The sequence below is a fragment of the Devosia sp. genome (assembly GCF_035944845.1).
Lineage (GTDB): Bacteria > Pseudomonadota > Alphaproteobacteria > Rhizobiales > Devosiaceae > Devosia_A.
Map to the genome: position 1 here is coordinate 1 of NZ_DASZAW010000074.1, position 21608 is coordinate 21608.

General features: G+C 65.1%; 28 protein-coding genes. 9 read left to right on the forward strand and 19 right to left on the reverse strand.

Going from position 1 to position 21608, the window contains the following annotated elements; translation table 11 throughout:
* Positions 1–97 precede the first annotated feature (97 nt).
* Positions 98–766, forward strand: a complete 669-nt coding sequence (locus tag VGV07_RS14680; protein WP_326869489.1) for a TetR family transcriptional regulator C-terminal domain-containing protein — start codon at positions 98–100, stop codon at positions 764–766.
* A gap of 92 nt (positions 767–858) precedes the next feature.
* A complete protein-coding gene (locus VGV07_RS14685) occupies positions 859–1818 on the forward strand; it encodes an ATP-grasp fold amidoligase family protein (RefSeq protein WP_326869462.1) in 960 nt (319 codons plus the stop codon).
* Here the strand turns inward: VGV07_RS14685 and VGV07_RS14690 are convergent.
* From VGV07_RS14690 to VGV07_RS14720, 7 genes are all read right to left on the reverse strand, one after another.
* Positions 1805–2728, reverse strand: a complete 924-nt coding sequence (locus VGV07_RS14690) for a DMT family transporter (RefSeq protein WP_326869463.1) — start codon at positions 2726–2728, stop codon at positions 1805–1807. The genes VGV07_RS14685 and VGV07_RS14690 overlap by 14 nt on opposite strands.
* A 6-nt stretch (positions 2729–2734) precedes the next feature.
* The gene (locus tag VGV07_RS14695) at positions 2735–3112 is read right to left on the reverse strand and encodes a DoxX family protein (protein WP_326869464.1); all 378 of its coding nucleotides are present in this window, start codon (positions 3110–3112) and stop codon (positions 2735–2737) included.
* Between the two features lie 117 nt (positions 3113–3229).
* Complete coding sequence (locus tag VGV07_RS14700) at positions 3230–3694, reverse strand: carboxymuconolactone decarboxylase family protein (RefSeq protein ID WP_326869465.1); 465 nt, start codon at positions 3692–3694, stop codon at positions 3230–3232.
* A 32-nt stretch (positions 3695–3726) separates the two neighbouring features.
* Complete coding sequence (locus VGV07_RS14705; RefSeq protein ID WP_326869466.1) at positions 3727–4230, reverse strand: Rrf2 family transcriptional regulator; 504 nt, start codon at positions 4228–4230, stop codon at positions 3727–3729.
* A gap of 78 nt (positions 4231–4308) precedes the next feature.
* A complete protein-coding gene (locus VGV07_RS14710) occupies positions 4309–5337 on the reverse strand; it encodes a GGDEF domain-containing protein (RefSeq protein WP_326869467.1) in 1029 nt (342 codons plus the stop codon).
* A 314-nt stretch (positions 5338–5651) separates the two neighbouring features.
* Positions 5652–6971: an NAD-dependent dihydropyrimidine dehydrogenase subunit PreA gene (gene preA / locus VGV07_RS14715; RefSeq protein WP_326869468.1), complete on the reverse strand. Its 1320-nt coding sequence runs from the start codon at positions 6969–6971 to the stop codon at positions 5652–5654.
* 11 nt (positions 6972–6982) lie between these two features.
* Positions 6983–8332: an NAD(P)-dependent oxidoreductase gene (locus VGV07_RS14720; RefSeq protein WP_326869469.1), complete on the reverse strand. Its 1350-nt coding sequence runs from the start codon at positions 8330–8332 to the stop codon at positions 6983–6985.
* 126 nt (positions 8333–8458) lie between these two features.
* Between VGV07_RS14720 and VGV07_RS14725 the strand changes: the two genes are divergently transcribed.
* Both VGV07_RS14725 and VGV07_RS14730 read left to right on the forward strand, forming a co-directional pair.
* Positions 8459–8779: a hypothetical protein gene (locus VGV07_RS14725; RefSeq protein WP_326869470.1), complete on the forward strand. Its 321-nt coding sequence runs from the start codon at positions 8459–8461 to the stop codon at positions 8777–8779.
* A 76-nt stretch (positions 8780–8855) separates the two neighbouring features.
* Positions 8856–9146: a septal ring lytic transglycosylase RlpA family protein gene (locus VGV07_RS14730; RefSeq protein WP_414649955.1), complete on the forward strand. Its 291-nt coding sequence runs from the start codon at positions 8856–8858 to the stop codon at positions 9144–9146.
* A 176-nt stretch (positions 9147–9322) separates the two neighbouring features.
* On the opposite strand, the gene VGV07_RS14735 is transcribed toward VGV07_RS14730, so the two are convergent.
* From VGV07_RS14735 to VGV07_RS14760, 6 genes are all read right to left on the reverse strand, one after another.
* Positions 9323–9538, reverse strand: a complete 216-nt coding sequence (locus tag VGV07_RS14735) for a hypothetical protein (protein ID WP_326869472.1) — start codon at positions 9536–9538, stop codon at positions 9323–9325.
* Entirely contained in the window at positions 9522–9674 is a 153-nt protein-coding gene (locus VGV07_RS14740) for a hypothetical protein (protein WP_326869473.1), read from the reverse strand. The genes VGV07_RS14735 and VGV07_RS14740 overlap by 17 nt, the downstream gene beginning before the upstream one ends.
* 53 nt (positions 9675–9727) lie before the next feature.
* Complete coding sequence (gene phnN, locus VGV07_RS14745) at positions 9728–10282, reverse strand: phosphonate metabolism protein/1,5-bisphosphokinase (PRPP-forming) PhnN (RefSeq protein ID WP_326869474.1); 555 nt, start codon at positions 10280–10282, stop codon at positions 9728–9730.
* Positions 10282–11418, reverse strand: a complete 1137-nt coding sequence (locus tag VGV07_RS14750) for an alpha-D-ribose 1-methylphosphonate 5-triphosphate diphosphatase (RefSeq protein ID WP_326869475.1) — start codon at positions 11416–11418, stop codon at positions 10282–10284. The genes phnN and VGV07_RS14750 overlap by 1 nt, the downstream gene beginning before the upstream one ends.
* Positions 11396–12118 (reverse strand): DUF1045 domain-containing protein, encoded by a 723-nt coding sequence (locus VGV07_RS14755; protein ID WP_326869476.1) that lies wholly within the window; start codon positions 12116–12118, stop codon positions 11396–11398. The genes VGV07_RS14750 and VGV07_RS14755 overlap by 23 nt, the downstream gene beginning before the upstream one ends.
* Positions 12119–12218: 100 nt before the next feature.
* Positions 12219–12746 carry a hypothetical protein gene (locus VGV07_RS14760; protein ID WP_326869477.1) on the reverse strand — a complete coding sequence of 176 codons (528 nt, stop codon included), beginning with the start codon at positions 12744–12746 and terminating at the stop codon, positions 12219–12221.
* A 304-nt stretch (positions 12747–13050) separates the two neighbouring features.
* Here VGV07_RS14760 and VGV07_RS14765 point away from each other — a divergent pair, with 304 nt between their 5' ends.
* The gene (locus VGV07_RS14765) at positions 13051–14307 is read left to right on the forward strand and encodes a glycerate kinase (protein ID WP_326869478.1); all 1257 of its coding nucleotides are present in this window, start codon (positions 13051–13053) and stop codon (positions 14305–14307) included.
* Positions 14308–14436: 129 nt separating this feature from the next.
* Here VGV07_RS14765 and VGV07_RS14770 read toward each other — a convergent pair whose 3' ends face one another.
* Positions 14437–14637 (reverse strand): hypothetical protein, encoded by a 201-nt coding sequence (locus VGV07_RS14770; RefSeq protein WP_326869479.1) that lies wholly within the window; start codon positions 14635–14637, stop codon positions 14437–14439.
* A 143-nt stretch (positions 14638–14780) separates the two neighbouring features.
* Here VGV07_RS14770 and VGV07_RS14775 point away from each other — a divergent pair, with 143 nt between their 5' ends.
* The 3 genes from VGV07_RS14775 (at position 14781) to VGV07_RS14785 (ending at position 17285) form a co-directional block, all read left to right on the forward strand.
* Entirely contained in the window at positions 14781–15719 is a 939-nt protein-coding gene (locus VGV07_RS14775; RefSeq protein WP_326869480.1) for a Gfo/Idh/MocA family oxidoreductase, read from the forward strand.
* Positions 15720–15914: 195 nt separating this feature from the next.
* On the forward strand, positions 15915–16412 hold the full coding sequence (locus VGV07_RS14780; protein ID WP_326869481.1) for a 2,4'-dihydroxyacetophenone dioxygenase family protein: 498 nt from the start codon (positions 15915–15917) through the stop codon (positions 16410–16412).
* Positions 16413–16559: 147 nt separating this feature from the next.
* Positions 16560–17285, forward strand: a complete 726-nt coding sequence (locus tag VGV07_RS14785; RefSeq protein ID WP_326869482.1) for an SDR family NAD(P)-dependent oxidoreductase — start codon at positions 16560–16562, stop codon at positions 17283–17285.
* Here VGV07_RS14785 and VGV07_RS14790 read toward each other — a convergent pair.
* Together VGV07_RS14790 and VGV07_RS14795 are read right to left on the reverse strand one after the other, a co-directional pair.
* On the reverse strand, positions 17275–17742 hold the full coding sequence (locus tag VGV07_RS14790) for a DUF1772 domain-containing protein (RefSeq protein WP_326869483.1): 468 nt from the start codon (positions 17740–17742) through the stop codon (positions 17275–17277). The two genes, VGV07_RS14785 and VGV07_RS14790, sit on opposite strands and share 11 nt — an antisense overlap.
* Positions 17739–18557 carry an NAD(P)H-binding protein gene (locus tag VGV07_RS14795; protein WP_326869484.1) on the reverse strand — a complete coding sequence of 273 codons (819 nt, stop codon included), beginning with the start codon at positions 18555–18557 and terminating at the stop codon, positions 17739–17741. The genes VGV07_RS14790 and VGV07_RS14795 overlap by 4 nt, the downstream gene beginning before the upstream one ends.
* A 98-nt stretch (positions 18558–18655) precedes the next feature.
* Here VGV07_RS14795 and VGV07_RS14800 point away from each other — a divergent pair, with 98 nt between their 5' ends.
* The gene (locus tag VGV07_RS14800; RefSeq protein ID WP_326869485.1) at positions 18656–19279 is read left to right on the forward strand and encodes a TetR/AcrR family transcriptional regulator; all 624 of its coding nucleotides are present in this window, start codon (positions 18656–18658) and stop codon (positions 19277–19279) included.
* On the opposite strand, the gene VGV07_RS14805 is transcribed toward VGV07_RS14800, so the two are convergent.
* From VGV07_RS14805 to VGV07_RS14815, 3 genes are all read right to left on the reverse strand, one after another.
* On the reverse strand, positions 19265–19786 hold the full coding sequence (locus tag VGV07_RS14805; protein ID WP_326869486.1) for a hypothetical protein: 522 nt from the start codon (positions 19784–19786) through the stop codon (positions 19265–19267). The genes VGV07_RS14800 and VGV07_RS14805 overlap by 15 nt on opposite strands.
* A gap of 26 nt (positions 19787–19812) precedes the next feature.
* Positions 19813–20739: an aldo/keto reductase gene (locus tag VGV07_RS14810; RefSeq protein ID WP_326869487.1), complete on the reverse strand. Its 927-nt coding sequence runs from the start codon at positions 20737–20739 to the stop codon at positions 19813–19815.
* A gap of 85 nt (positions 20740–20824) precedes the next feature.
* Positions 20825–21214 (reverse strand): VOC family protein, encoded by a 390-nt coding sequence (locus tag VGV07_RS14815; protein ID WP_326869488.1) that lies wholly within the window; start codon positions 21212–21214, stop codon positions 20825–20827.
* Positions 21215–21608 lie beyond the last annotated feature (394 nt).

Here is a 21608-nt window from a genome sequence, read left to right on the forward strand (position 1 = left end):
TCAAGTATATTTGGCGCTTGACCTTTGGATGTGTTATCCAGAAATTTGACCAGTTGGAAAAAACGTTATCACTCCCATGCCGCCGATCAAGGTGAAAATGCTGGAGACCGAGGGCGGCAAAGGGGGCGCAAAGGCAGCGCCATCGAAGCGCCCAAGGGCGCAGACGCGCATCCAGCGCGAGAAGCAGGAAGTCATTCTCGAGGCGGCGCTCGACGTGTTCAGCCGTGAGGGATTTCGCGGCGCCACCATCGACCAGATCGCCGAAGCGGCAGGCATGAGTAAGCCCAACCTGCTGTACTATTTTCCGCGCAAGGAAGAGATCTACCAGCGCCTGCTCGCCGAGATGCTCGACATCTGGCTGGCGCCGCTGCGCGAGATCGATTCGGTCGGCGACCCCATCCCCGAGCTCCGCTCCTACCTGCGCAGGAAGCTCGAGATGAGCCGCGACTATCCGCGCCAGAGCCGGCTCTTCGCCAACGAGATGCTGCAGGGCGCGCCGCGCGTGCTCGAAATGCTGGAGACCGACCTCAAGGCCCTGGTCGACGAAAAGGCCAAGGTGATGGAGGGCTGGATGGATGCCGGCAAGATCGTCCGCACCGACCCCTATCACCTGATTTTCTCGATCTGGGCCACCACCCAGCACTATGCCGATTTCGACGTGCAGGTCCGCGCCGTGCTCGGCAAGGACCGCGGCGGCGAAGGCCGCTTCGAGGACGCCGCCCGCTTTCTCGAAAACCTGTTCCTGCACGGGCTGCTGCCGAAGTAACCGCTTACAACTCCTTGTCGGGGTTGACCCTCGGCGCCGACTCCATGAACACGGCCCCGTGGTCCGCGGGCTTCGCGGGCGGGGGAAGTGCCGTGACGAGCCGTGCCGACCAATGGATCCTCAGCGCTGCAGACGCCTGGGTCCGCCTGACCAATCGCCGCCTGGTGCGCGCCTGCCGCCGACATTTCGGTTACGTGCCCGATTTCGCCCGTCCGCGTGGCCACGATGCGCTGATGCAGTGGCGCAAGGTCTTTGATCGCAACCCGCTCTTTGTCACCTTCTGCGACAAGCTCGCCGCCCGAGCATGGGCCAAGGCGCGCATCTCCGATCTCGGCATGTCCGACCTGCTGTGGACCGGTACATCGCTCGATGACCTGCCACCGGGCCTGCCCACCGACGATCAGGTGCTGAAGGTCAACAGCGGCACCGACAGCAACTACTTCCCCGGACGCGGCCGCTGGGACGATGCCACCCTGCGGCAGCGCTTTGGCCGCTGGTTGCGCCACCCGCAACGTGGACCCGGCGAATGGGCTTACGACCAGGTCTCCAGCCGCCTGATGCTCGAGCGCCTGATCGCCGCTCCAACCGATCTCATCGATCTGACCTTCCGCTGTCAGGATGGCGAGATCGCCTCCGCCTTTGTCGGCGTCAGTTGGAAGACTGCCGATGCGCGCGGTTGCTATCTCACCCGGGACGGCGCTGCCTTCCACCCCGCCGATGCGCCCGCTGCGGCCGAGCTCGTACGGCGCGACATGTTCGAGCGAGCCGCCGAAATTGCCCGCAAGTTGAGCCGCGGCCTCGACCACGTTCGCGTCGACTTTTACCTCAGCGGCAGCGCAATCTTTTTCGGCGAACTCACCGTCTATTCCTCGTCGGGTCTCGGCGAAGAGGATCAGGTCGGCGTCGGCCCTCTCATCGAGCGCTCCTGGCTCGCCGCTATCGAGAAATCCTGGTTTCTCTCCACCCCGCAACCCTGGCCGATGTCGCTCTACCAGGGCGCCTTCCGTCGCTGGGTGGTCGAGCGCCGGCGCGAGTTGGTCAGCGTTCCCTGAGCAGCGCCAGCACCACCAGCCCCAGCACGGTGATCGCCGCCCCCGCGGCAACACTGAGGCTCGCCCAACCGTGCCCGGCCAAGCCCTCGAACACGATGACGAAGGCCGGCACCAGGTAGCCATAGGCAATGACCTTGGCCGCCGGCAGCCGTGCCGAGGCATACTGGATCAGGAAGAAGCACACCGCCGTCGGACCGATGGCGAGGTAGAGCACCACCCACCAGACCAGCGCCGGCAGGTGCAGCCAGTCGGTCGCGAGGATCTCCGGCAGCCCGTAAAGGACGATCCACACTGCCGTCGCCACCATGGTCCAGAAACTCAGCACCAGCGCCGGCTCGCCGCGGTTGAAGCGGCGCAGCAGCGGCGTGTAGATGGCGTAGGCGACGCAGCCGACGAAGTAGATCAGCTCGCCCTGGCCAATATCGAAGCGCAACAGCGCATCGATATCGCCGCGAAAGATCACCCAGATCGCCCCGAGGCCGGCGAGCAGCAGGCTGATCAGCACGGCAAGGCCCGAGCGCTGCCCGACGATGAAATAGGCCGTCACCGCCGTCATCAGCGGCACCAGCGTATAGACCGCGCTGGTTGCCACCGGCTGCGTCATGGTCAGCGCGATGAACATGGTGACGAAATAGACGGCGGTCAGAAACCCGTTGATCCCGAACCGCCAGGGTGCGGCTGGAAAGGTGAACGTCTGCCGCGCCACGCCGAAGGCGAACGCCCCCATCATGAACGCCGCGAGCACGAAACGCAGCGCATTGAGCGGCACTGCATGGATATAGGGCACGGTGAGCGCCCCAAAGGTGAACGAGCCCGCGATCAGCGCCGCGAATAGCAGCATGGCGAGATGCGACAGCACCCGCTGTCGCCTCGCGCTCAATGTCTCGATGCTGCTGTCGGCAATGCTCACGGGTGGCTAAAGTCCATAGGCGATAACCAGCAGGAACGCCCCGGTCAGCCCGCTGTTCATGATGAACGACTGCACGTGCGGCTTCTGCTCCTCGCCCGAAAACTCCCAGAACGGGTGGAACAACAGGGTGGCCAGCACCAGGAACAGGATCAGCGCCAGCCCGCCCAGCACTCCGGCAAACGGTACGAACGGCGCCAGCACCACCAATGCGCCGCCGACGATCTGCAGGGCCACACCGAATCTTGCCGCCGTCTCCGGCTGGATGACCTTCCTGCCGGCGAGGAAACTCGCCAGGCCCGGAATGGCTTTGATGTTGCGGATGCCGAAAACCACGAAAGCGCCGCCCAGCAGGAGGTGGGCGAGAAAGATCAAAGTCGAAAACATGCGCGAAGCTCCTCGGATGTGCGACGAGCGCTTCACCGAACGTGAAGCGCCCTAGTTACAGGACAACGACGCACGGGGCAGGCCGGAATCGACACCGGCCCACCAAAATCGTGCGTCTCAGGCGGCCGCCGTTTCCGGCGCAATGCTGTGCAGCGTCCTGAGCCCGACCGTGACCCGGTTCCAGACATTGATGGTGCTGATCGCCACCGTGATGTTGGCGATCTGCGCTTCGGTGAAATGGGCCAGCAGCGGCTCGTACGCCGCGTCCGGCGCTCGGGTGTCGGCCAGCAGCGTCAGCGCCTCGGTCCAGGCCAGCACGGCGCGTTCGGCGTCATTGTAGACCGGCGATTCCCGCCACACGTTTACGAGGTTGATCCACTGGTCCGGCATTCCGGTGTGCCGCGCTTCCTTGATGTGCATATCGACGCAATAGGCGCAGCCGTTGATATGCGAGGCGTAGAGCTTGATCAGGTGGATGTACCGCGGCTCGAGCCCGGTTTCCTTGACCACGAAACGGTCGAGCGCGGCTACGGCGCGGTAGGTTTCGGGCGCAACTTTGCTGATGTCGAGGCGAGCTCGCATGGGAATTGTCCTTCTTGGTTGGGGAACGGGATCTAGCCGGCGGCGGGGCGCCGCTCGTGCTGTTCAAGGAAGGCGCAACTGCGCCCTGCGATGGCATTGCCGAGCTCGGTACCCGGGTTGTGGGCGAGTTCGGCGATTGTGACTTTGCGGAGTTCGTCGCGATAGGCGCGCTCGGCTCGGAGCATCGCCGCGGTGACCGCGCATGGTTTGGCAAAGAATTTCGAGGCCAGGGGCTCGGGCCCGCGCTGCCGGATTTCCGTGCACCGGAACGCCGGCCCCGTGCCTTCGATGGCGAGCACCACGTCCAGTAGGCTGATCTTGTCGGCTGACCGGCCCAACCGATAGCCACCGCGCGGACCCGGCACCGACGTCAGCAGCCCGGCGCCGGCCAGTGCCTGCAGGTGCTTGAGCAGATAGCTGGTCGAAACGCCGTGATACTCCGCCATCGCCGCCGCCGGCATGGCGCCATCTGCCTGCAACCCGCTCAGCATCAGCATGCAGTGGATGGCCTGCTCGACCCCGTCGCTCAGCTTCATCGTCCAACTCCCAAATCATGGATATTGTTTATCCATGATTATGACAGGAGTCGAGTCCTATCTTGACGGCGGCGGGAGTCAGGCCGCGACAGCGATGGTGGGAGAGTCGGCGAACACGAAGGCATGCCCGGGCAGGGCCTTGGCCCGGTAGAGCGCCGCATCGGCAGCGGCGATCAGGCGGGCGCGGTCATCGCCATGTTCGCTGCCCATGGCGATACCGATGCTGGCGCCGATCTGGATCTGCGTCGTCCCCAGACGAACGGGTTCGTTCAACGCCACCCCGATATCGGCCGCCAGTTCGGCCAGTTCCGAACGCGAGGTCGGGGGCAGGCGGAGGAAAGCGAACTCATCGCCGCCAATCCGCGCTACGCAGTCGCCATCACGCGCCAGGCCCTTCAGCCGGTCGGCGACGATCCGCAGCAGGTCATCGCCGGCGCCGTGCCCAAAGCTGTCATTGACGTTTTTGAAGCCGTCGAGGTCGAGATAGAGCAGGGCCGGACCATTGCCCGACCGCGCCAACCGCTGGTCGAAGCCGAGCCGGTTGTGCAGCCCCGTCAGTGCATCGCGCGCCGCCAGTTCCTGCGCCGCCCGCCGCCGCGCTTCGAGCAGCCGCGCCAGCCGGTAGAGCCGGTTGAGCACGATGGCGATGCCGCCCAGGAACAACGCACTGGCGAGGAGCCGGATCGGCGCCAGGTGCTGCGCCAGTTCGGTGCCGAGCCGCCGCGGCGTCCACATCAGCTGTGTTGAACTGCCGGGAACCGGGATCGCCACTTCGCCGGCCTGGATGCTGGTTGGTTCGCCAAACCTGGCGCCGTTCAGCATGAAGTCCTGGGTCAGGCGAGCGGCGCCGGCAGCGTCGGGTTGCCCGGCGCGCATCACCGCCGTGAGCGCCACCTGGGCCCGTTCGGTTTCTGCACTGATCGCCGTCTCATCTATCGAAAGGATGGAGTAGGCGGCAGCGATTACCACGCTGAGCCCAAGCAGCAGGAGCGCCACGATGCTGATAATCAGCAGGCGCCGCGGATGGGGCAGCTCGAGGTCGGCCGCCATGGCAGCATCGTCGGCTCGACGAGCCGAACCGACCATCCCTGCACCGCGCTGTGCCATCATCCCCTCCAAGTCAGGGGGACGCTACGGCGCGGGAGTTTGCCAATCCCTTATCGCCGCGGGCCGTCGTCGGCGCATGGTTGAACAATGGTTACGGCAGAGAGGCTGATAGTGCAGCGAGGGAAGAGTACCCCCCACCCTGTCCCTCCCCCGCAAGGGGGGAGGAGACGCCAACACTGACGCCGGTGTTTTGGTCTCCTTCCTCCTTGCGGGGGAGGGGACAGGGATGAGGTACTCTTCCTTCACCGGCTTATGCGTTGCGTTGCACCACATGGCCCGGCCCAAACCAGAGGGGGGTAGGCCAAATAGGTCGCCTACTCCGCCGGCTCCACCGACTTGCGCATCGGGTTGTTCGGGTGCGTGGTCCAGTTGGCGTAAGTCGGCTCCACCACCTTCTTGGTCCGCTCGTCGAGCATCCCCGGCTCGAGCTGGATCATGGTGATGCAGTCTTCCACCGGGCAGACATTGACGCAGAGGTTACAGCCCACGCACTCGTCGTCCATCACCTCGAAGTGCCGCTTGCCGTCCTTCTCCTTCATGATCGCCTGGTGCGAGGTATCCTCGCAGGCGATGTGGCAGCGGCCGCAGCTGATGCACTTGTCCTGGTCGATATGCGCCTTGGTGATGTAGTTGAGGTTGAGGAACTGCCAGTCGGTGACGTTGCGGGTGGCGCGGCCGGTGAAATCCTCCAGCGTCGCGTGGCCCTTCTCATCCATCCAGTTCTTCAGTCCCGAGATCATCTCTTCGACGATCTTGAAGCCGTAGACCATGGCTGCGGTGCAGACCTGGACGTTGCCGGCGCCCAGCGCCATGAACTCGGCCGCATCGCGCCAGGTGGTGACCCCGCCAATTCCCGAGATCGGCAGGCCGTGGGTCTCGGCGTCGCGTGCGATCTCGGCCACCATGTGCAGCGCGATTGGCTTGGCTGCCGGGCCGCAATAGCCGCCATGCGTGCCCTTGCCGTCGATCGTCGGCATCGGCGCGAAATTGTCGAGATCGACCCCGGTGATCGAGTTGATGGTGTTGATCAGCGATACCGCATCGGTGCCGCCGTTCTTGGCCGCACGCGCCGGGCGACGCACGTCGGTGACATTCGGCGTCAGCTTGGTGATCACGGGCATGCGGGAGTATTGCTTGCACCAGCGCACGACCATTTCGACATATTCCGGCACCTGGCCGACCGCTGCGCCCATGCCGCGCTCGCTCATGCCGTGCGGGCAACCGAAATTGAGCTCGATCCCGTCCGCCTCGGTTTCTTCGACGAGCGGCAGGATGGCTTTCCAGGCGTCTTCTTCACACGGCACCATGATCGAGACGACCACGGCGCGATCCGGCCAGCTCTTCTTGACCTGCTTGATTTCCTGCAGGTTCTTCTGCAGGTCGCGGTCGGTGATCAGCTCGATATTGTTGAACCCGAGCAGCCGCCGATCGGCGCCCCAGATCGCGCCGTAACGCGGGCCGTTGACGTTGACCACCGGCGGGCCTTCCTCGCCCAGCGTCTTCCACACCACGCCACCCCAGCCTGCCTTGAAGGCGCGCTCGACATTATAGGCCTTGTCGGTCGGCGGCGCCGACGCCAGCCAGAACGGATTGGGCGACTTGATCCCGACGAAGTTGTTGCGGATGTCAGCCATGGCGTCCCTCCTCAGTTTCCAGCGAGATAGCGGTTAATACTCTCGGCCGCGTCGCGACCCTGCGCCACCGCAGTCACTGTCAGGTCGTCGCCGGCCGCGATGCAGTCGCCACCGGCCCAGACGCCTGGCCGCGAGGTGCGGCCCTCGGCGTCGGTCTCGATGCGGCCGGCGGTCAGCGCGAGCCCGGCTACCGTCTCGTCCTCGAGCGTCTGGCCGATGGCCTTGAACACCTGGTCGGCCGGCAGTGTCAGCGTATGACCCATGCCGCTCAGGCGTCCGTCCTTGATCTCGGTGTATTCGAGTTCGATCCCCGTCACCTTGCCGTTCTCGCTCAAGACGCGCCTCGGCTGCAACCAGTGCCGGATGGTGACGCCCTTCGAGGCCGCGAGATCCTGCTCGAAGCTCGAGGCGTTCATGTGCTCCTGCCCGCGGCGATAGCAGATGGTCACCTCTTCGGCGCCCAGGAGCTTGGATTGCACGGCGGCGTCGATCGCGGTCATGCCGCCGCCGATCACCACCACACGGCGACCGACCGGGAGCTTTGAGAGATCGTCGCTCTGGCGCAGTTCGGCGATGAAATCGACGGCATCGGCAAGCCCGTCCGAGCCGTCGTTTTCTCCCTCGGCCCGCAGGGTGTTGACGCCGCCCAGTCCGATGCCGAGGAACACCGCGTCATGCGTTTCAAGCAGTCGGTCGAGCGTCAGGTCCTGCCCCAACCGCTGGCCGAGTGCGATTTCGATGCCGCCGATCGAGGTGACATAGTCGACCTCGGCCTGCGCAAAGCCGTCCGGCGTCTTGTACGAGGCGATGCCGTACTCGTTGAGCCCACCCGCCTTGGGGCGCGCGTCGTAGATCACCACGTCGTGCCCGTGCACCGCCAGCCGGTGCGCTGCAGCGAGGCCGGCGGGGCCGGCGCCGACCACGGCGACCGTCTTGCCGGTAGCGGGCGCGCGGGTGAAGAACTGCGCATTCTCCGCCATCGCGATATCGGTGGCATAGCGCTGCAACTGGCCGATCTTGACCGGCTTGCCCTCGGCCTCCATGCGCACGCAGGCATCTTCGCACAATTGCTCGGTGGGGCAGACGCGGGCGCACATGCCGCCCAGGATATTCTGCTCGAAGATCGTCTCGGCCGCCCCCAGCGGATTATCCGTCGAGATCTCCCGGATGAACATCGGGATATCGATCTCGGTGGGGCAGGCGTTCATGCAGGGCGCATCGAAACAGAAGTAACAGCGGTCGGCCTCGACAAAGGCCTCGTGCCGGTCGAGCGCCGGATGCAGGTCGGAAAAATTGCGTGCGTACTGGCCGGGTTCCAGTCGCCCCGATGCGATGCCTTGCTTGAGCATTCCCCCGCTCATCGGCAGCTCCCTCTCTCCTTAGAGCCATTCCAGACTGAGGACGCTAGCGCAGCTCCGAAATTTTATCAATTGGTCAAAAATGGGAATTTGCGACCCGTGCCGGAGTGGCGGCACCGATGGGTATTCATGGCCTGCGACAAGGACGTTGGAGGGCCATCTGCCGTCTTTTCCGACCGAATTGCCGCCTTATTCTTTCTATCGGCTCCCGCCTTCGGGCAGCTTTTCTCGTCTCGCCGTGAAAAACTTCGCCAGGCTGGCTCCTTTTTCGAGTCATTGCCTGAGGCCGGGCAAGCTTCTGGAATCTCGTGCAAAATTCCCGCGAGGCCGGGTAATGCTACTGATGCATTTCCGCAACGGTTGCACTTGGAAGGCCAGCGTTCATTTTCGGTTCATATTCTCGCCACACCGCCAAAGCCTTTTCCGGCCATCGAAAACAAGCGTGAGTAGTCTAAGGTTGAATAGGAAAATCGTTCTGGTCGCCGCCGCCCTCGTGACGGGCCTTATGACCTCAGTCACAGGCGCAATGGCAGATCAGTGCGGTGGGGCGTCCTGGTACGGACCAGGTTTCCACGGCAAGAAGACGGCCTCGGGCGAGCGGTTCAATGAGAATGCCATGACTGCCGCCCACAAGACCCTCCCCCTCGGCACGGTCGTGAAGGTCACGAACCAGCGGACGGGCAAGTCGATCAAGGTTACGATCAACGACCGCGGTCCCTTTGCCAAGGGCCGCATTATCGATCTCAGCAAGGCAGCCGCTGCCAAGCTCGGCACCAAGAATGCCGGTGTCGGCAAGGTGTGCGTCGCCAAGCTGTAACACAAGACCGAACTGCGCTCAGGGCCGGGTTGAGACCAGTCCGTTTCGAGCGCGTGGCCAATGGAGCGAGAGCAGGAAAAGTCGTGAGACTTTTCCGGTTGATCTCGATGCTTCGAGGGCCGATCGGTTCACAAAATCAGGGGTCGCCCGGGTGAGACGGGCGGCCCCTTGTTGTTTCAGAGATCGTTCGCTGCGTTGAGCTCGCCAGTGGTCAGGCCATCCCCCTCGGGGTCTAGCGGGTGTCGCTCGGCGCCAATCACCGCTTCGATGTCGACTGCGAGCTTGGTGAGGTCGAGATCGGCCACTTTCTCGACCGACTGCCGTTCAAGGGCCTGCTTCAGCGCTTCCTCGATCAACTGGGTGCGCAGGGCTTCGTCAACCGCCATTGCCATCGATCTTGATCCCTCCCTCGTCGACGCGGATCTCGAGCGCCGGCTTCTGCGACTCCTGATAGGCGACGTAGATGGCGAAGCCGACGGCGAGCGCCGCAAGCACTGCGATAATGGTGTAAAGCGAACTTCTGCTCATGCGGGGTCCTCTGACGCTGTTGCTAGCTGCAACGCATCAGCCCGGCGGCAGGTTCAATCGGCGACGGCGCGCAGTGCGCCGACAAAGGTCGCAATGCCCTCGTCGAGCCCGCCGGAATTGTCGATCACCACCGGCACCACGCCATCGGGCACCGGAGCGCCTTCGCGTCGCAGGCGAGCCTCGATGTCCTCGGCGCTTTCCCGCCCCCGACCAGCGAGGCGCCTGGCCCGCACCTCGGGTCGCGCCGTCACCAGCAGGACGTGGCAGTTGGGATATTTCTCGATCGCCCGCTCGATGACCTTGCGGGAGGTGTTCACCACCACGATCCGCCCGGCCACCATGGCCGCTTCGATCGCCGCCGGCACGCCATAGCAAAGCCCGTGTGCTTCCCAATCGAGCGCATATGCGCCGCGCAGCCTCTGCCGCCCGAACTCGCTGGCGTCGACGCTGTCATGGTCCTCGAGCTCGACCATCGCCGCACGAGTCACCACGCGACGCGGGAAGCTGAAGCGGTGGTCGTCGGCCAGCGCCGTCTTGGCCGCGCCGATCAGCGTATCCTTGCCGGCGCCCGACGGTCCGACCACGAGAGCGAGGGCGCCATTGTGCATCAGCTGACTCGCTTGCCCTGCCGCCACACCGAGCGCACCACGGGCACCGGGTCATCCCGCCGCACCCGCACCAGATCGGCGCGCTTGCCCACGGCGATCTCGCCGCGATCGCCCAGATGCGCTGCCGCTGCCGGCCGCGATGTCACCATGCCGATCGCCTGCGGCAGGCTGATATTGTCGGCCCGCTCGGGCAACAGGAACGCCGCATAGATCAGCGCGAACGGCACATAGTCCGAGCTCAGCACGTCGAGCACGCCGGCCTTGGCCAGTTCCGCCGCCGAGATATTGCCGTTGTGCGACTGGCCGCGCACCACGTTTGGCGCCCCCATCAGCACCGCGAGGCCAGCCTCGTGACAGGCCCGCGCCGCTTCCATGGTGGTGGGGAACTCGGCAATCGCCATGCCGTCGCGCACTGCCTCGTCGACATGCTCGACCGTGGCGTCGTCATGACTGGCGAAGGCCAGGCCGATCTCGCGGCCGCGCTTCAGGATGGCGGCGCGGTTAGTGTCGGCATACTTGTCGCGCTCCGCCTGCCGGTCGGCGATGAACTGCGCCATCTCGGCGTCCGATAGCCGCAGCTTCTTCTGGTAGTAGGCGATGTAGTGCTCGAGCGTGGTGTATTGGCGCGCGCCCGGGGTGTGGTCCATCAGTGAGGCCAGCCCGACGATCGGGTTGCTGCAATTGTCCTCGAACTGCTGCGCTACGTCGGGCGTCGCCAACTCGCAGCGCAGGTGAATGTGGTGGTCGGCCCTGAGCCGATCGGTCGCGTCGGCTTCCGCCACAGCGTCGACCATGGCGCGCACGTCGGCAGTGATATCGCCGGTCTCGGGGTCCGAGCCGATCCGCACCGCGTCGAACACCGTGGTGATCCCGGCGCCTGCCACCTGCGCGTCATGGCTTTGCAGCGCCGCGATGGCGTTCCAGGTCACCCCCGGCCGCGGCCGATAGTGGTTCTCGAAATGGTCGGTGTGGAGTTCCACAAGGCCCGGGATGACGTAGTCGCCCTCGACATCCTCGCCGGCACGGGCCGTGCCGGTATCGATCGCGGCGATGACTCCGTCGCGCACCAGCACCGAACCGGTGACCACCTCGTCGCTCAGGACGATACGAGCGTTAGCGAGCGCGAATTCGCTCATCGGCGGCCTCCCCAGTGAGAATGAAATCGTCGAGCCGCACGAACGGCGCCCCCGGCTCGGGTTCGTGGAACAGCACTAACCTGTCCAGCAGCGTCTCGGCTTCGGCCAGTGGGCCGAAATGCGCCGCAGCAGCCCGCTGGTATGCTTCGCGCTCATGCTCCGGCAACCGGTCGGTCAGCGTCATGTGCAGGCGGAATTCCTCGAACACATAAGGGTAGCCGAAACGGTCCATCAGTTCGATCTGCCGGGCGCTCAGGTGCCCGCCTTTCAGCCGGCGCTCACGTTCGGCTGCCGACGGCAGCGCCCGGAACGGTTCGAACGCCTCGACCACCTGGCTGGCGAAGTCGGTGAGCTCAGCCGTCTGCTGTGCCGGAGTCAGCGCCAGGAAGCCGTCGATCAGGCTGAGCTTCAGCCGGCCGATGGCTACCGGCTCGGCATCAGCGACGAAATCAGCCAGCGCATCCTCGAGTTCGGCGCGCGATTTGCCTGCGGCCAGCGCCATCGGCGCCTTGATCGTGGCGTGAAAACCGTAGCGGCGCGCCGACACGCTGCGGTCGAACAGGGCGTCGCGCGCCGTGCCGGCGAGCGGCCCGTCGATCGTTGCCCCGCTCAGCGGATCGCGTCCCAGCCATTCGGCGGCCTTTGCCCAGAGCGGGGTGGCCGCACCGGGGGCGTAGTAAATGGCGAAACGTTCGGGCATCGGGAACTGGGGTTCGGCAAGGGACGGGGCTGACTAGCCCCGTTCGATGTCAGTTTTTTGTCAGTCCGACAAGCTGTCCACTGGGTGGACAGGGCGGGGCCTAGATCACCCGCGCCACGCAGTCGGCCGCCTGGCTGATGGCGCCATCGAGTACATTGTCCGCAACCAGTGTATCGCCACCAGGCAGGGGGCGCAGCAGCGCAAAGAAGCCGCGTTTGCCTTCGCCCTTCAGCTGCCACTTGATCCGCGTGCCGGGCGGCAGCGCCTCGGCGCTGTGATTGACCACGACAATGGCGTTGGGGGGGCCGGACACCGTGCAGCTCAGTTGGACATTGAGTCCGAAATGCCTGGTCTGCAGGGGCGGCTCGTAGTCGGAGTCGCCGTCACCGCCGCTCGAGGTCGACGTCGTTGTGGCGACGGCGCCCGGCTCGACCGTGCCCAGCTCGGCCGTGCCTGGAGGGACAAGACCATCGATCGGGCCGGTCCCGGCGGGGCCGGTGCCATCGATCGGCGGCAGTCCGCCACCGGGGTCGAGCGGCAGTACGTCGCCGGCAACGGCCGCTCCAGCAAGCGGAGACAGCATGAGTATCGCGAGCAACGCGCCCGCGAGAGGACGAATTCTGTTCATTGTTGTTTCCTGGCAGGCCCTTCGATCGCGTCCACGATCGATACCCTGACTATGTCGCTGGTTTCCTGCGGCGGCAACTAGGTCCTGACGCTTGAACCTCGCGTGGGGTGGCCATTTCGCCTTTGTTCGGCAGGACCAGCTGTTAACGTTGCGCATCGGACACAGAGCGGACCGGTGCATCTTCTGGCGCGCTTTTTAGCAGAACTGAGCTGTACCGGGCATGAACGTGTTGCCGCATGGCCCAGGCGCTTGCCTCAGCCGGGCGTCGCCGCCAATATCTCGGCAAATCAGCACCCGGGGCTCCATGGATCGCGACCTTCTCGAACGGCTCTATCACCGCGCCGTCGATGCCGCCCAGCCGCAGCATGCCATAGCCGCCAACCTGCCGGAGCCGCCGCCGGGCCGTACCATCGTCATCGGCGCCGGCAAGGCATCGGCGCAGATGGCACGCGCTTTCGAGAAGGCCTGGCCCGGCCCGATCCATCGTGGCCTCGTCGTTACCCGTTATGGCTACGGCACGTCCTGCGAGCGTATCGAGATTGTCGAAGCTGCTCACCCGGTGCCCGACATGGCGGGCTACCTCGCGGCGCGCCGTCTGATGGAGACGGTGTCCGGGCTCGGCCATGATGACCTGGTGGTGGCGCTGATCTCCGGCGGCGGTTCCGCGCTGTTGCCGCAACCGGCGGCCGGCCTCAGCTTCGAGGACGAGCAGGCGGTCAACGAAATCCTGCTCGCCTCGGGCGCGCCGATCTCGGTGATGAACGTCATCCGCAACGAGCTCAGCTCCATCAAGGGCGGCCGCCTTGCCGCACTGGCCTCGCCGGCGCGTGTCGCCACCCTCATCGTTTCGGATATCCCCGGTGACGATCCCTCGCTGGTCGCTTCAGGGCCGACTGTGCCGCTGAGCTCAGGTCGGGCCGAAGCCCGTCACCTGGCCGCGCTTTACCGGCTGAAGCTGCCGCTGGCGGCCGAGGACTTGCTGGCGTCCGATCGCAACCTGGCACCCCGCGCCGGCGATTTGCGCTTCCAGCACAACACCGTTCGCATCGTCGCCTCCGCCGCCCTGTCGCTCGAGGCGGCGGCCGCCGAGGCACGAAATGCCGGGCTCGAGGCCCACATCCTCTCCGACGCCATCGAAGGCGAAGCCCGCGATGTCGCCGCCGTCCACGCGGCGCTCGCCCGCGAGATCAAGAGCCGCAACCGTCCCTTCACAAAGCCCACGCTGCTGCTGTCGGGCGGCGAAACCACCGTTACCATCCGCGGCGACGGCCGCGGGGGCCGCAACGCCGAGTTTTTGCTGGCCTTTGCGCTGGCCATAGACGGCATCGAAGGGATCACCGCGCTTGCCGCCGATACCGACGGGATCGATGGCGCAGGGGACAATGCCGGCGCGGTTTGCGATGGCCACACGGCCGCGAGGATGCGAACGGCCGGCATCGACCCGCGGAGGGCGTTGGCCAACAACGATGCCTACACTGCCTTCCGCGCCGTCGGCGGATTGCTGCTCACCGGTCCCACCGGCACCAACGTCAACGACTTCCGCGCCGTCATCGTGCGGTAAGACGGCAGTAGGCAGTCGGCAGTAGGCAGTAGGGGTAGACAATCGGGGTAGGAAACGAGATCTCCTCCGACTGCCGACTGCCGACTGCCGACTGCCGACTGCCGACTGCCGACTGCCGACTGCGCTCGCCTATTCCTCGACCCACGAGTCGAACTCGCCATCCTTTGTCAGCCGCGCCACCATGTAGCCGCCGCGCTGACGCGGGCGCACCTCGTAGTCGTAGTCCTTACCGTCCATTGCCCGCTGCAGGTTGGCGGCACTTTCGGCGCTGTCCGCCGAGGCGAACACCTGCGGCACGCTGTTGCCTTCACTGACGAATGCCCGCGACATCGCAACTCTCCCGGGTGATGCTCCAGAGTTTGCGCTGCAGCATAGCCCACCTTAGGCAGCCGGACGATTTTTCCTTTGCGAGGAACTTCCCTTTCCGCCGCCCATGCCTTTAAGTGCCGCCGCTTTCAGGGAGTGTTTCGGCAATGGCCAAAAAGAAGATCGCCGTCATCGGGATCGGCAAGATCGCGCAGGATCAGCACCTGCCGGTGATCGACAAGAGCCCGGATTTCGAGCTCGCGGCCTGCGTCTCGACCCGCGGCCTCGGCCATCGCGACGTGCCGGTGTTCAGGACCCCGGCCGAACTCTACAAGGCCATGCCCGAGGTCAAGGTCGTCGCTATCTGCACCCCGCCCGGCGTGCGCCACGCCTATGTGCGGCAGGCCATCGACGCCGGCAAGGACGTGCTGCTGGAAAAGCCGCCGACCCCCACCATCACCGAATTCGAGGATCTCGTCGCCTATGGCGAGAAGAAGGGCAGGGTGCTGTTCCAGACCTGGCACTCGCGTTACAACGCCGCCGTCGACGCGGCGAAACTCATCCTCAAGGACGAAGGCGTCGCTTCGGTTCGCATCGACTGGCGCGAGAGCGTCCGCAAGTGGCATCCGGGCCAGGAATGGGTGTGGGAACCCGGTGGCTTCGGCGTTTGCGATCCGGGCATCAACGCCATGTCGATCTTCACCAGGATCATGCCGTTCCCGGTCTTCGTCGAGAGCGCCAGGCTGAAGTTCCCGTCCAACCGGCAGACGCCGGTCGATGTCGAGATCGTTTTCAAGTCGGCCGAAAAGCACCAGCCCAAGCTCAGCGCCGGCTTCAACTGGCTCGAAGAGTCGGGCGAGATCTGGACCATCGCGATGGAGACGCGGAAGGGCACCGAGCTGAAGCTCGAACGCGGCGGTACCGTGCTGAGGGTCGATGGCAAGGAGACCGTCGCCAACCCGTCCAGTGAGTACGAGGCGATCTATGAGCGCTTCGCCAAGCTGCTCAAGAAGGGCAAGTCCGAAATGGACGGCTCGCCCTTGCGGCTGATCGGCGACGCCTTCCTCCTCGGCGCCCGCGAAAACGTCGACGAGTTCCACTGGTAAACGGAGCGCCCCCACGCCTGTCTCAATCGGCAGTCGGCAGTCGGCAGTCGGCAGTAGGCAGTCGGCAATAGTAGCCAGCAGGCAGCCAGGACGACTGCCGACTGCCGATTGCCTACTGCCCCACTAGACGTAGGTCGACTGGCAGAGTTGGCTCGCACCGCCTACAACTACCATACCAGTTCAAGGAGACCTGCCATGTACGAGACCTTCAACGGCTCGGCCCACCCGATGGCTCCAAAGGAAATCGCCATCACCGCGGTGCCCGAGGACGAACGGGTCTGGGTGCCGCAGGCCGAGGGCGTGTGGTTCCGGCCGCTGTTCCTCAACACCCTGCAAGGCCAGTGGTGCAACCTGCTGCGCGTCCGTCGCGCCGGGATCCTGAGCCGTCACCTCCATCCGCAACCGGTGCATGGCTACGTCATCAAGGGGCGCTGGCATTATCTCGAGCACGACTGGGTCGCCGAGACCGGCTCCTATGTGTTCGAACCGCCGGGCGAGATCCACACCCTCACCGTCCCCGAGGACACCCCGGAGATGATCACCTTCTTCAACATTTCCGGCTGCATGGTCTATCTCGACAAGGACAACAGGCAGATCGGCTTCGAGGACGTCTTCACCAAGATCGACATGTGCAGGAAGCACTACGAAAAGGTGGGGCTGGGCGCCGACTACGTGGAGCAGTTCGTGCGGTAGGCAAAAGGCCCCCTCACCCGGTCCTTCGGACCGACCTCTCCCCCAAGGGAGAGGTGCGCTGTGGCAAGATCGAGCCTCTGCACCACCTCTCCCTGGGGGAGAGGTCGCCGCGAAGCGGCGGTGAGGGGGCCTTAGCGGAGCATTCCAATGAGCTGGGCATCCGAATTCTACGCCGGCAAAACTGTCGTCATCACCGGCGGCACCTCCGGCATCGGGCAGGGCATCGGCCGGGCCTTCGCTGACGCCGGCGCGGTGGTGCATGTCACTGGCGCCACCCAGGCTGAGGTCGAAGCCGGCGCCGCGGCCGAGCCGCGCTTCCGCTACACCCAACTCGATGTCCGCAACTCAGAGCAGGTCGCCGAGTACGCCGCGACTTTCGGCAGAGTTGCCGCACTGGTCAACTGCGCCGGGGTGAACCTCCGCGCCGCCGAGCACACCGTCGATGGTTTTGCGACCGTCATCGACATCAACCTCAACGGCTCGATGCGCACCGCCTACGCCTTCAAGGACAAGCTTTCCGGTGGCGCCATCGTCAATATCGGCTCGATGTTCTCGTTCTTCGGCGCGCCGCACGCCCCTGCCTATGCAGCGAGCAAGCACGCTGTCGCCGGCCTCACCAAGTCGCTCGCCGTCGCGTTTGCCAAGGACGCCATCCGCGTCAATGCGCTGGCGCCGGGCTGGATCGAGACAGCGATGACCGCGGTGCCGCGTGCCAACGAGGCGCGCAACGCCGAATTGATGGGCCGGACCCCGCTTGGCCGCTGGGGCACGCCGGCGGACCTGGCGCCCGCCGCCCTGTTCTTGTGTTCACCGCTCGCCGGCTTCATCACCGGAGCGATCCTGCCGGTCGACGGCGGCTACCTCATCGCATGAGCGAGAGCATCAGCAGCAACGTGGCGAGCATCGCGGCGCCGGAGCGGATGGAGTTCCACCGGGTCCAGTCCCAAAGATAGCTCGACCAGTATGCGGCGCCCTGGGCGCTTTCGGCGTCGAACTTCGCCAGCCGGTTGTTCATCGGCACGTTGATCGCCATGGTCACGCCGAACGTGCCGATGACATAGACCAGCGCCCCTGCCGCGGCCCAGGGGCTGCCGCCCGCAACCAGCACCGCGAGCACCAGCGCCAGCCCCAGGATGGCCGTGCCCATGAACGCGCCGAGAAACCCGGCGTTCAGCACCGTCACGTTGATCGCATTCATCGTCGCAATGCCGCTGGCCGGTGGCTGCCGGGCAAAGCCCGGCATCACGAAGTTGGAGAAGGCGAAGAACGTCCCGCCAATCAGCGACGCGCCGAGCGCCACCACGATACTGAGGATATCGATCCAGTTCATGCTTGCCTCCAGGCGCCCTTGGCTGCCGCTTCGCGCGCAAAATCGGCAACATCCTTGGGTTGCCGCCCGAGGGCGCGCTGCACCCCATCGGCGATGGATTCGTTGCGGCCGTCCAGCACCTCGCTGAACAGCTCCTCCAGGAGCCCGGCAATCTCTTCAGGCATTTCGCTGCCGGCGAGCGAATCGAGGAACTCATGGGCCGGCATGGTGCGGAACTTGACGCTGCTGCCGCTCGCCCGATTGATCTCGGCAATGACTTCGGCAAACGTCAGCAACCGCGGTCCGGTGACTTCGTAGACCTCGCCGATGTGGCGGTCGTCGGTCAGCGCCGCCACCGCCACATCGGCAATGTCGTCGCAGTCGACGAACGGCTCCCGCACCGTGTCGACCGGCAGCGCCACCTCGCCGCCGAGCACCATCTCAAGGAACTGCCCTTCGTCGAAATTCTGGTTAAACCAGCTGGCCCGCACGATGGTCCAGTCGGCGCCCGAGGCGATCAGCTGCTGTTCGGCCCGCTGCGCCTCCGGCTCACCTCGGCCGGACAGCAGCACGAGCCGCTTCACCCCGAGCGACAGGGCCAGCTCGGCGATGGCGCTGATCGCCTCGGCCGCGCCCTTGATCGCGATATCGGGGTAGTAGGTGATGTAGGCGCTCGCGGCTCCATCGAGCGCCGCCGCCCAGGTGCTGCTGTCGGTCCAGTCAAAGCCCGTCGACCGCGAGGCCAGCCGCACCGGCAGCCCCCGTGCCACGAGGCGATCTGCAACGCGCGCCCCGGTCTTGCCGCGGCCGCCGATAATCAGGATGGGTTTGGTCATTTCATGCTCCATTCGCAAAACATGAGGAAGTCTCACGTTGCGAAAGGTGATAAATCCTCATATTATGCCGTCAAGGAAAATATGAGGATTACTCACTTATGGCTGAAAGCCTCGAGACTACGGCCCCTGCGCGGCGTACCCCACAGCAGCAGCGCAGCCGCGAGCGGGTCGAGCGCATCCTCAATGCCGCAAAGGGTCTGATCGAGCGCAGTGGCAGCGACGCCATGAAGATGGGGGAACTGGCCATCGATGCGGGAATTTCGATCGGCTCGCTTTATCAGTACTTCCCCGACAAGGCGGCGGTGATCGGTGCGCTGGCCGAACGCTACAATGAAGAGGGCCGGGCCTGCATTCGCGACGGCCTTGCCGGGGTGAACGATGCGCCCGGGTTCCGCCGCGCCTTCGGCGAATTGATCGACATCTACTACGGCCTGTTCCTCGCCGAACCGGTGATGCGCGACATCTGGTCCGGTACTCAGGCCGACAAGTCGCTGCACGGCATCGATCTCGCCGACAGCCACGAGAACGGCGCGCTGGTCGGCGCCGTGCTGCAGCGGATCTATCCCGATGCCGATCCGGCAGAACTGCTCAACCGCGCCACCTTGGTGATGTATCTGGGCAGTGCCAGCATGCGCCTCGCCATCTCGGTCAGCCGCGAGGAGGGGGACGCCTACGTCGCCAATTTCAAGCGCATGGCAATCGCCGAGTTACTCGGCGACTGATGCGGTCGTCGGCGGCACGCGCGGTGCGCAGAAGTACAGCGCCTGGTTGATGACGTAGAGCGAGCCGGTGAGCGCAATGCCGTTCCTGGGCAGGTCCGGCCCGGCTTTCGGATCGAGATAAGCGAGCCCGCCATTCTTCAGCGCATCGAGCAGCGGCGCCACGTCGCCCTCGATCCGGGCGTGATAGGGCGAGCCATCCGGCTTGGCGTCGACCTCGTGCCCGTCTTCCTTGTCGATATCGATGCGCCAGCGCCCGGCGTCGCCGCCGGGCCGGCTGGTGTAAAGGTGGATGCCGACCGCGAAATCGTCTTCGCAGCGTACCGCTATGCAGACGAATTCCTGCGGCGTCGATTCTGCAGCGCAGCCTAAAGCCGCCCGATCACCTTCTCCTTCCAGCGGCGAATAATGCCAGCCGGCCTCCTGGGCGAGGCTAGGGGCGGCCATCATCGTCGTCAGGCTCAGCATCAGCCCCAACCGCGACGACGCCGTTGGAAATAGGGCGGTCACCGGGGGTGGCGCCCATGAAGCCAGTTTCACTTGCCGGCGTCCGTCAGCAGTTTCAGGTCATCGGCGCTCAGCGTCAGGTTGGCCCCGCGCATCAGGCTTTTGACCTGCTCCACCGAGGTCGCCGAGGCGATCGGTGCGCCGACGCCGGGCTGCGCGGCGATCCAGGCCAGCGTCACCTCGGCCGGCAACGCGCCGGTGCGCTTGCTGACGGCATCGAGTGCGTCGAGAATACGGAAGCCTTTGGGGTTGAGGTATTTTTCGACCACCGCCTGGCCGCGCGGGCTCAGCTGCGCGTCGGCCGCGCTGCGATACTTGCCGGCGAGGAAGCCGCGCGCCAGGCTGAAATAGCCGATCCCGGAGACCCCTTCGGCCACGCAGGTCGCCTGTACCTCCTCGAACTTGATCCGGTCGTAGAGGTTGAACTCGTTCTGGATCGTCTCGTAGCGGGCGTAGCCCTTGGCCCTCGAGATGCCGAGCGCTTCGCTGAGCAGGGCCGTATCCTGGTTGGACGAGCCGATGTAGCGCACCTTGCCGGCCTTCACGACCTTGTCGAGCGCCTCGAGCGTCTCTTCCTGCGGCGTATTCGGGTCGGGCCAGTGGGTCTGGTAGAGATCGATATAGTCGGTCTGCAGCCGTTTGAGCGACGCGTCGACCTCCTCGGCGATCCATTTGGCGCTGAGGTCGCGATGCCCCTGGCCCATATCCGAGCCGACCTTGGTGAACACCAGCACCTTGTCGCGGTTGCCGCGCGCCTTCATCCAGTTGCCGATGATCGTCTCGGATTTGCCCTTGCCGTAACTGTCGGCGGTATCGAGCGCCGCAAAGCCGCCATCAAGGAAGGCATCGAGCACCGGGTAGGCAGCCTGCTCCTCGAGCGTCCAACCGAGCACGTTGCAACCGAAAACCAGGGGATCGATGAAAAGCTCGGTGCGGCCAAGTCGGCGCTTGCTCATGGTTATCTCCGATAGTTGCTGAAAGTCGGGCGGGAAGTCCGGTGAGCCTAGCCGCACCATCCATCGGCGACAAGCGATGGACGTCTCAGCCCTTGGGCTGAAGCAGGTCCCATTTGTTGCCGTAGAGGTCCTCGAACACCGCCACCGAGCCATAGGCTTCGTGTCGCGGTTCCTCGAGGAATCTCACCCCGCGCGCCACATAGGCGGCATGGTCGCGCATGAAGTCGTCGGTCTCGAGAAAGAACCCCACCCGGCCGCCGGTCTGGTTGCCGACATGGGCCGATTGCGAGGCGCCGTCGGCCTTCGCCAGCAGGAGCTTCGCTCCGCCACCGGATGGCGCCACCGTCACCCAGCGCTTGCCGTCACCCATATCGAGGTCGCTCTGCAAGGCGAATCCGAGTTTGTCGACATAGAACGAGATGGCGTCGTCATAGTCGGCAACGACGAGGGCGATTGTGGCGATGGACTGGCTCATGGGCGGATCATTTGCGGCACTGCCTCGCTTGCCGTCAATCGGCGGGATGTGAAATCGATCCCAGCTGCGCAACCGCTTTACCTCCAGCAAAACCCAGCTTTGCGACGATGGCGTCTTTGTTGAAACGGCATTGCGCATGACAGTGCTTTGACCAACCGGTCAAACTGGGCCATTGCGTGGCGGAAGAAAAAGCGCTTTGTTGCGCGCCAAGCTCCGGCCGGCGGAAGGGACTCTGCCTTGAATGCCGGGGCGCAATGCTTTTCGGGAGACAACCATCATGCATTTGATGAAAACCCTGCTCGCCGCCACTGCGCTCGTCGCGGTGATGGGCGGCAGCGTCTATGCCAAGCAGCTCGTGTTCTGCTCGGAAGCCTCGCCGGCGCACTTCGACCCC

Excerpts from the sequence above, each read along its gene's own strand:
- VGV07_RS14700 (WP_326869465.1), bottom strand. The coding sequence starts at position 3,694 with ATGCGAGCTCGCCTCGACATCAGCAAAGTTGCGCCCGAAACCTACCGC.
- VGV07_RS14765 (WP_326869478.1), top strand. The coding sequence starts at position 13,051 with ATGGATCGCGACCTTCTCGAACGGCTCTATCACCGCGCCGTCGATGCC.
- VGV07_RS14790 (WP_326869483.1), bottom strand. The coding sequence starts at position 17,742 with ATGAACTGGATCGATATCCTCAGTATCGTGGTGGCGCTCGGCGCGTCG.
- VGV07_RS14730 (WP_414649955.1), top strand. The coding sequence starts at position 8,856 with ATGGCAGATCAGTGCGGTGGGGCGTCCTGGTACGGACCAGGTTTCCAC.
- VGV07_RS14770 (WP_326869479.1), bottom strand. The coding sequence starts at position 14,637 with ATGTCGCGGGCATTCGTCAGTGAAGGCAACAGCGTGCCGCAGGTGTTC.
- preA (WP_326869468.1), bottom strand. The coding sequence starts at position 6,971 with ATGGCTGACATCCGCAACAACTTCGTCGGGATCAAGTCGCCCAATCCG.
- VGV07_RS14705 (WP_326869466.1), bottom strand. The coding sequence starts at position 4,230 with ATGAAGCTGAGCGACGGGGTCGAGCAGGCCATCCACTGCATGCTGATG.
- VGV07_RS14775 (WP_326869480.1), top strand. The coding sequence starts at position 14,781 with ATGGCCAAAAAGAAGATCGCCGTCATCGGGATCGGCAAGATCGCGCAG.
- VGV07_RS14785 (WP_326869482.1), top strand. The coding sequence starts at position 16,560 with ATGAGCTGGGCATCCGAATTCTACGCCGGCAAAACTGTCGTCATCACC.
- phnN (WP_326869474.1), bottom strand. The coding sequence starts at position 10,282 with ATGCACAATGGCGCCCTCGCTCTCGTGGTCGGACCGTCGGGCGCCGGC.
- VGV07_RS14810 (WP_326869487.1), bottom strand. The coding sequence starts at position 20,739 with ATGAGCAAGCGCCGACTTGGCCGCACCGAGCTTTTCATCGATCCCCTG.
- VGV07_RS14740 (WP_326869473.1), bottom strand. The coding sequence starts at position 9,674 with ATGAGCAGAAGTTCGCTTTACACCATTATCGCAGTGCTTGCGGCGCTC.
- VGV07_RS14815 (WP_326869488.1), bottom strand. The coding sequence starts at position 21,214 with ATGAGCCAGTCCATCGCCACAATCGCCCTCGTCGTTGCCGACTATGAC.
- VGV07_RS14750 (WP_326869475.1), bottom strand. The coding sequence starts at position 11,418 with ATGAGCGAATTCGCGCTCGCTAACGCTCGTATCGTCCTGAGCGACGAG.
- VGV07_RS14755 (WP_326869476.1), bottom strand. The coding sequence starts at position 12,118 with ATGCCCGAACGTTTCGCCATTTACTACGCCCCCGGTGCGGCCACCCCG.
- VGV07_RS14800 (WP_326869485.1), top strand. The coding sequence starts at position 18,656 with ATGGCTGAAAGCCTCGAGACTACGGCCCCTGCGCGGCGTACCCCACAG.
- VGV07_RS14780 (WP_326869481.1), top strand. The coding sequence starts at position 15,915 with ATGTACGAGACCTTCAACGGCTCGGCCCACCCGATGGCTCCAAAGGAA.
- VGV07_RS14725 (WP_326869470.1), top strand. The coding sequence starts at position 8,459 with ATGGCCTGCGACAAGGACGTTGGAGGGCCATCTGCCGTCTTTTCCGAC.
- VGV07_RS14680 (WP_326869489.1), top strand. The coding sequence starts at position 98 with ATGCTGGAGACCGAGGGCGGCAAAGGGGGCGCAAAGGCAGCGCCATCG.
- VGV07_RS14760 (WP_326869477.1), bottom strand. The coding sequence starts at position 12,746 with ATGAACAGAATTCGTCCTCTCGCGGGCGCGTTGCTCGCGATACTCATG.
- VGV07_RS14795 (WP_326869484.1), bottom strand. The coding sequence starts at position 18,557 with ATGACCAAACCCATCCTGATTATCGGCGGCCGCGGCAAGACCGGGGCG.
- VGV07_RS14735 (WP_326869472.1), bottom strand. The coding sequence starts at position 9,538 with ATGGCAATGGCGGTTGACGAAGCCCTGCGCACCCAGTTGATCGAGGAA.
- VGV07_RS14720 (WP_326869469.1), bottom strand. The coding sequence starts at position 8,332 with ATGAGCGGGGGAATGCTCAAGCAAGGCATCGCATCGGGGCGACTGGAA.
- VGV07_RS14695 (WP_326869464.1), bottom strand. The coding sequence starts at position 3,112 with ATGTTTTCGACTTTGATCTTTCTCGCCCACCTCCTGCTGGGCGGCGCT.
- VGV07_RS14710 (WP_326869467.1), bottom strand. The coding sequence starts at position 5,337 with ATGGCACAGCGCGGTGCAGGGATGGTCGGTTCGGCTCGTCGAGCCGAC.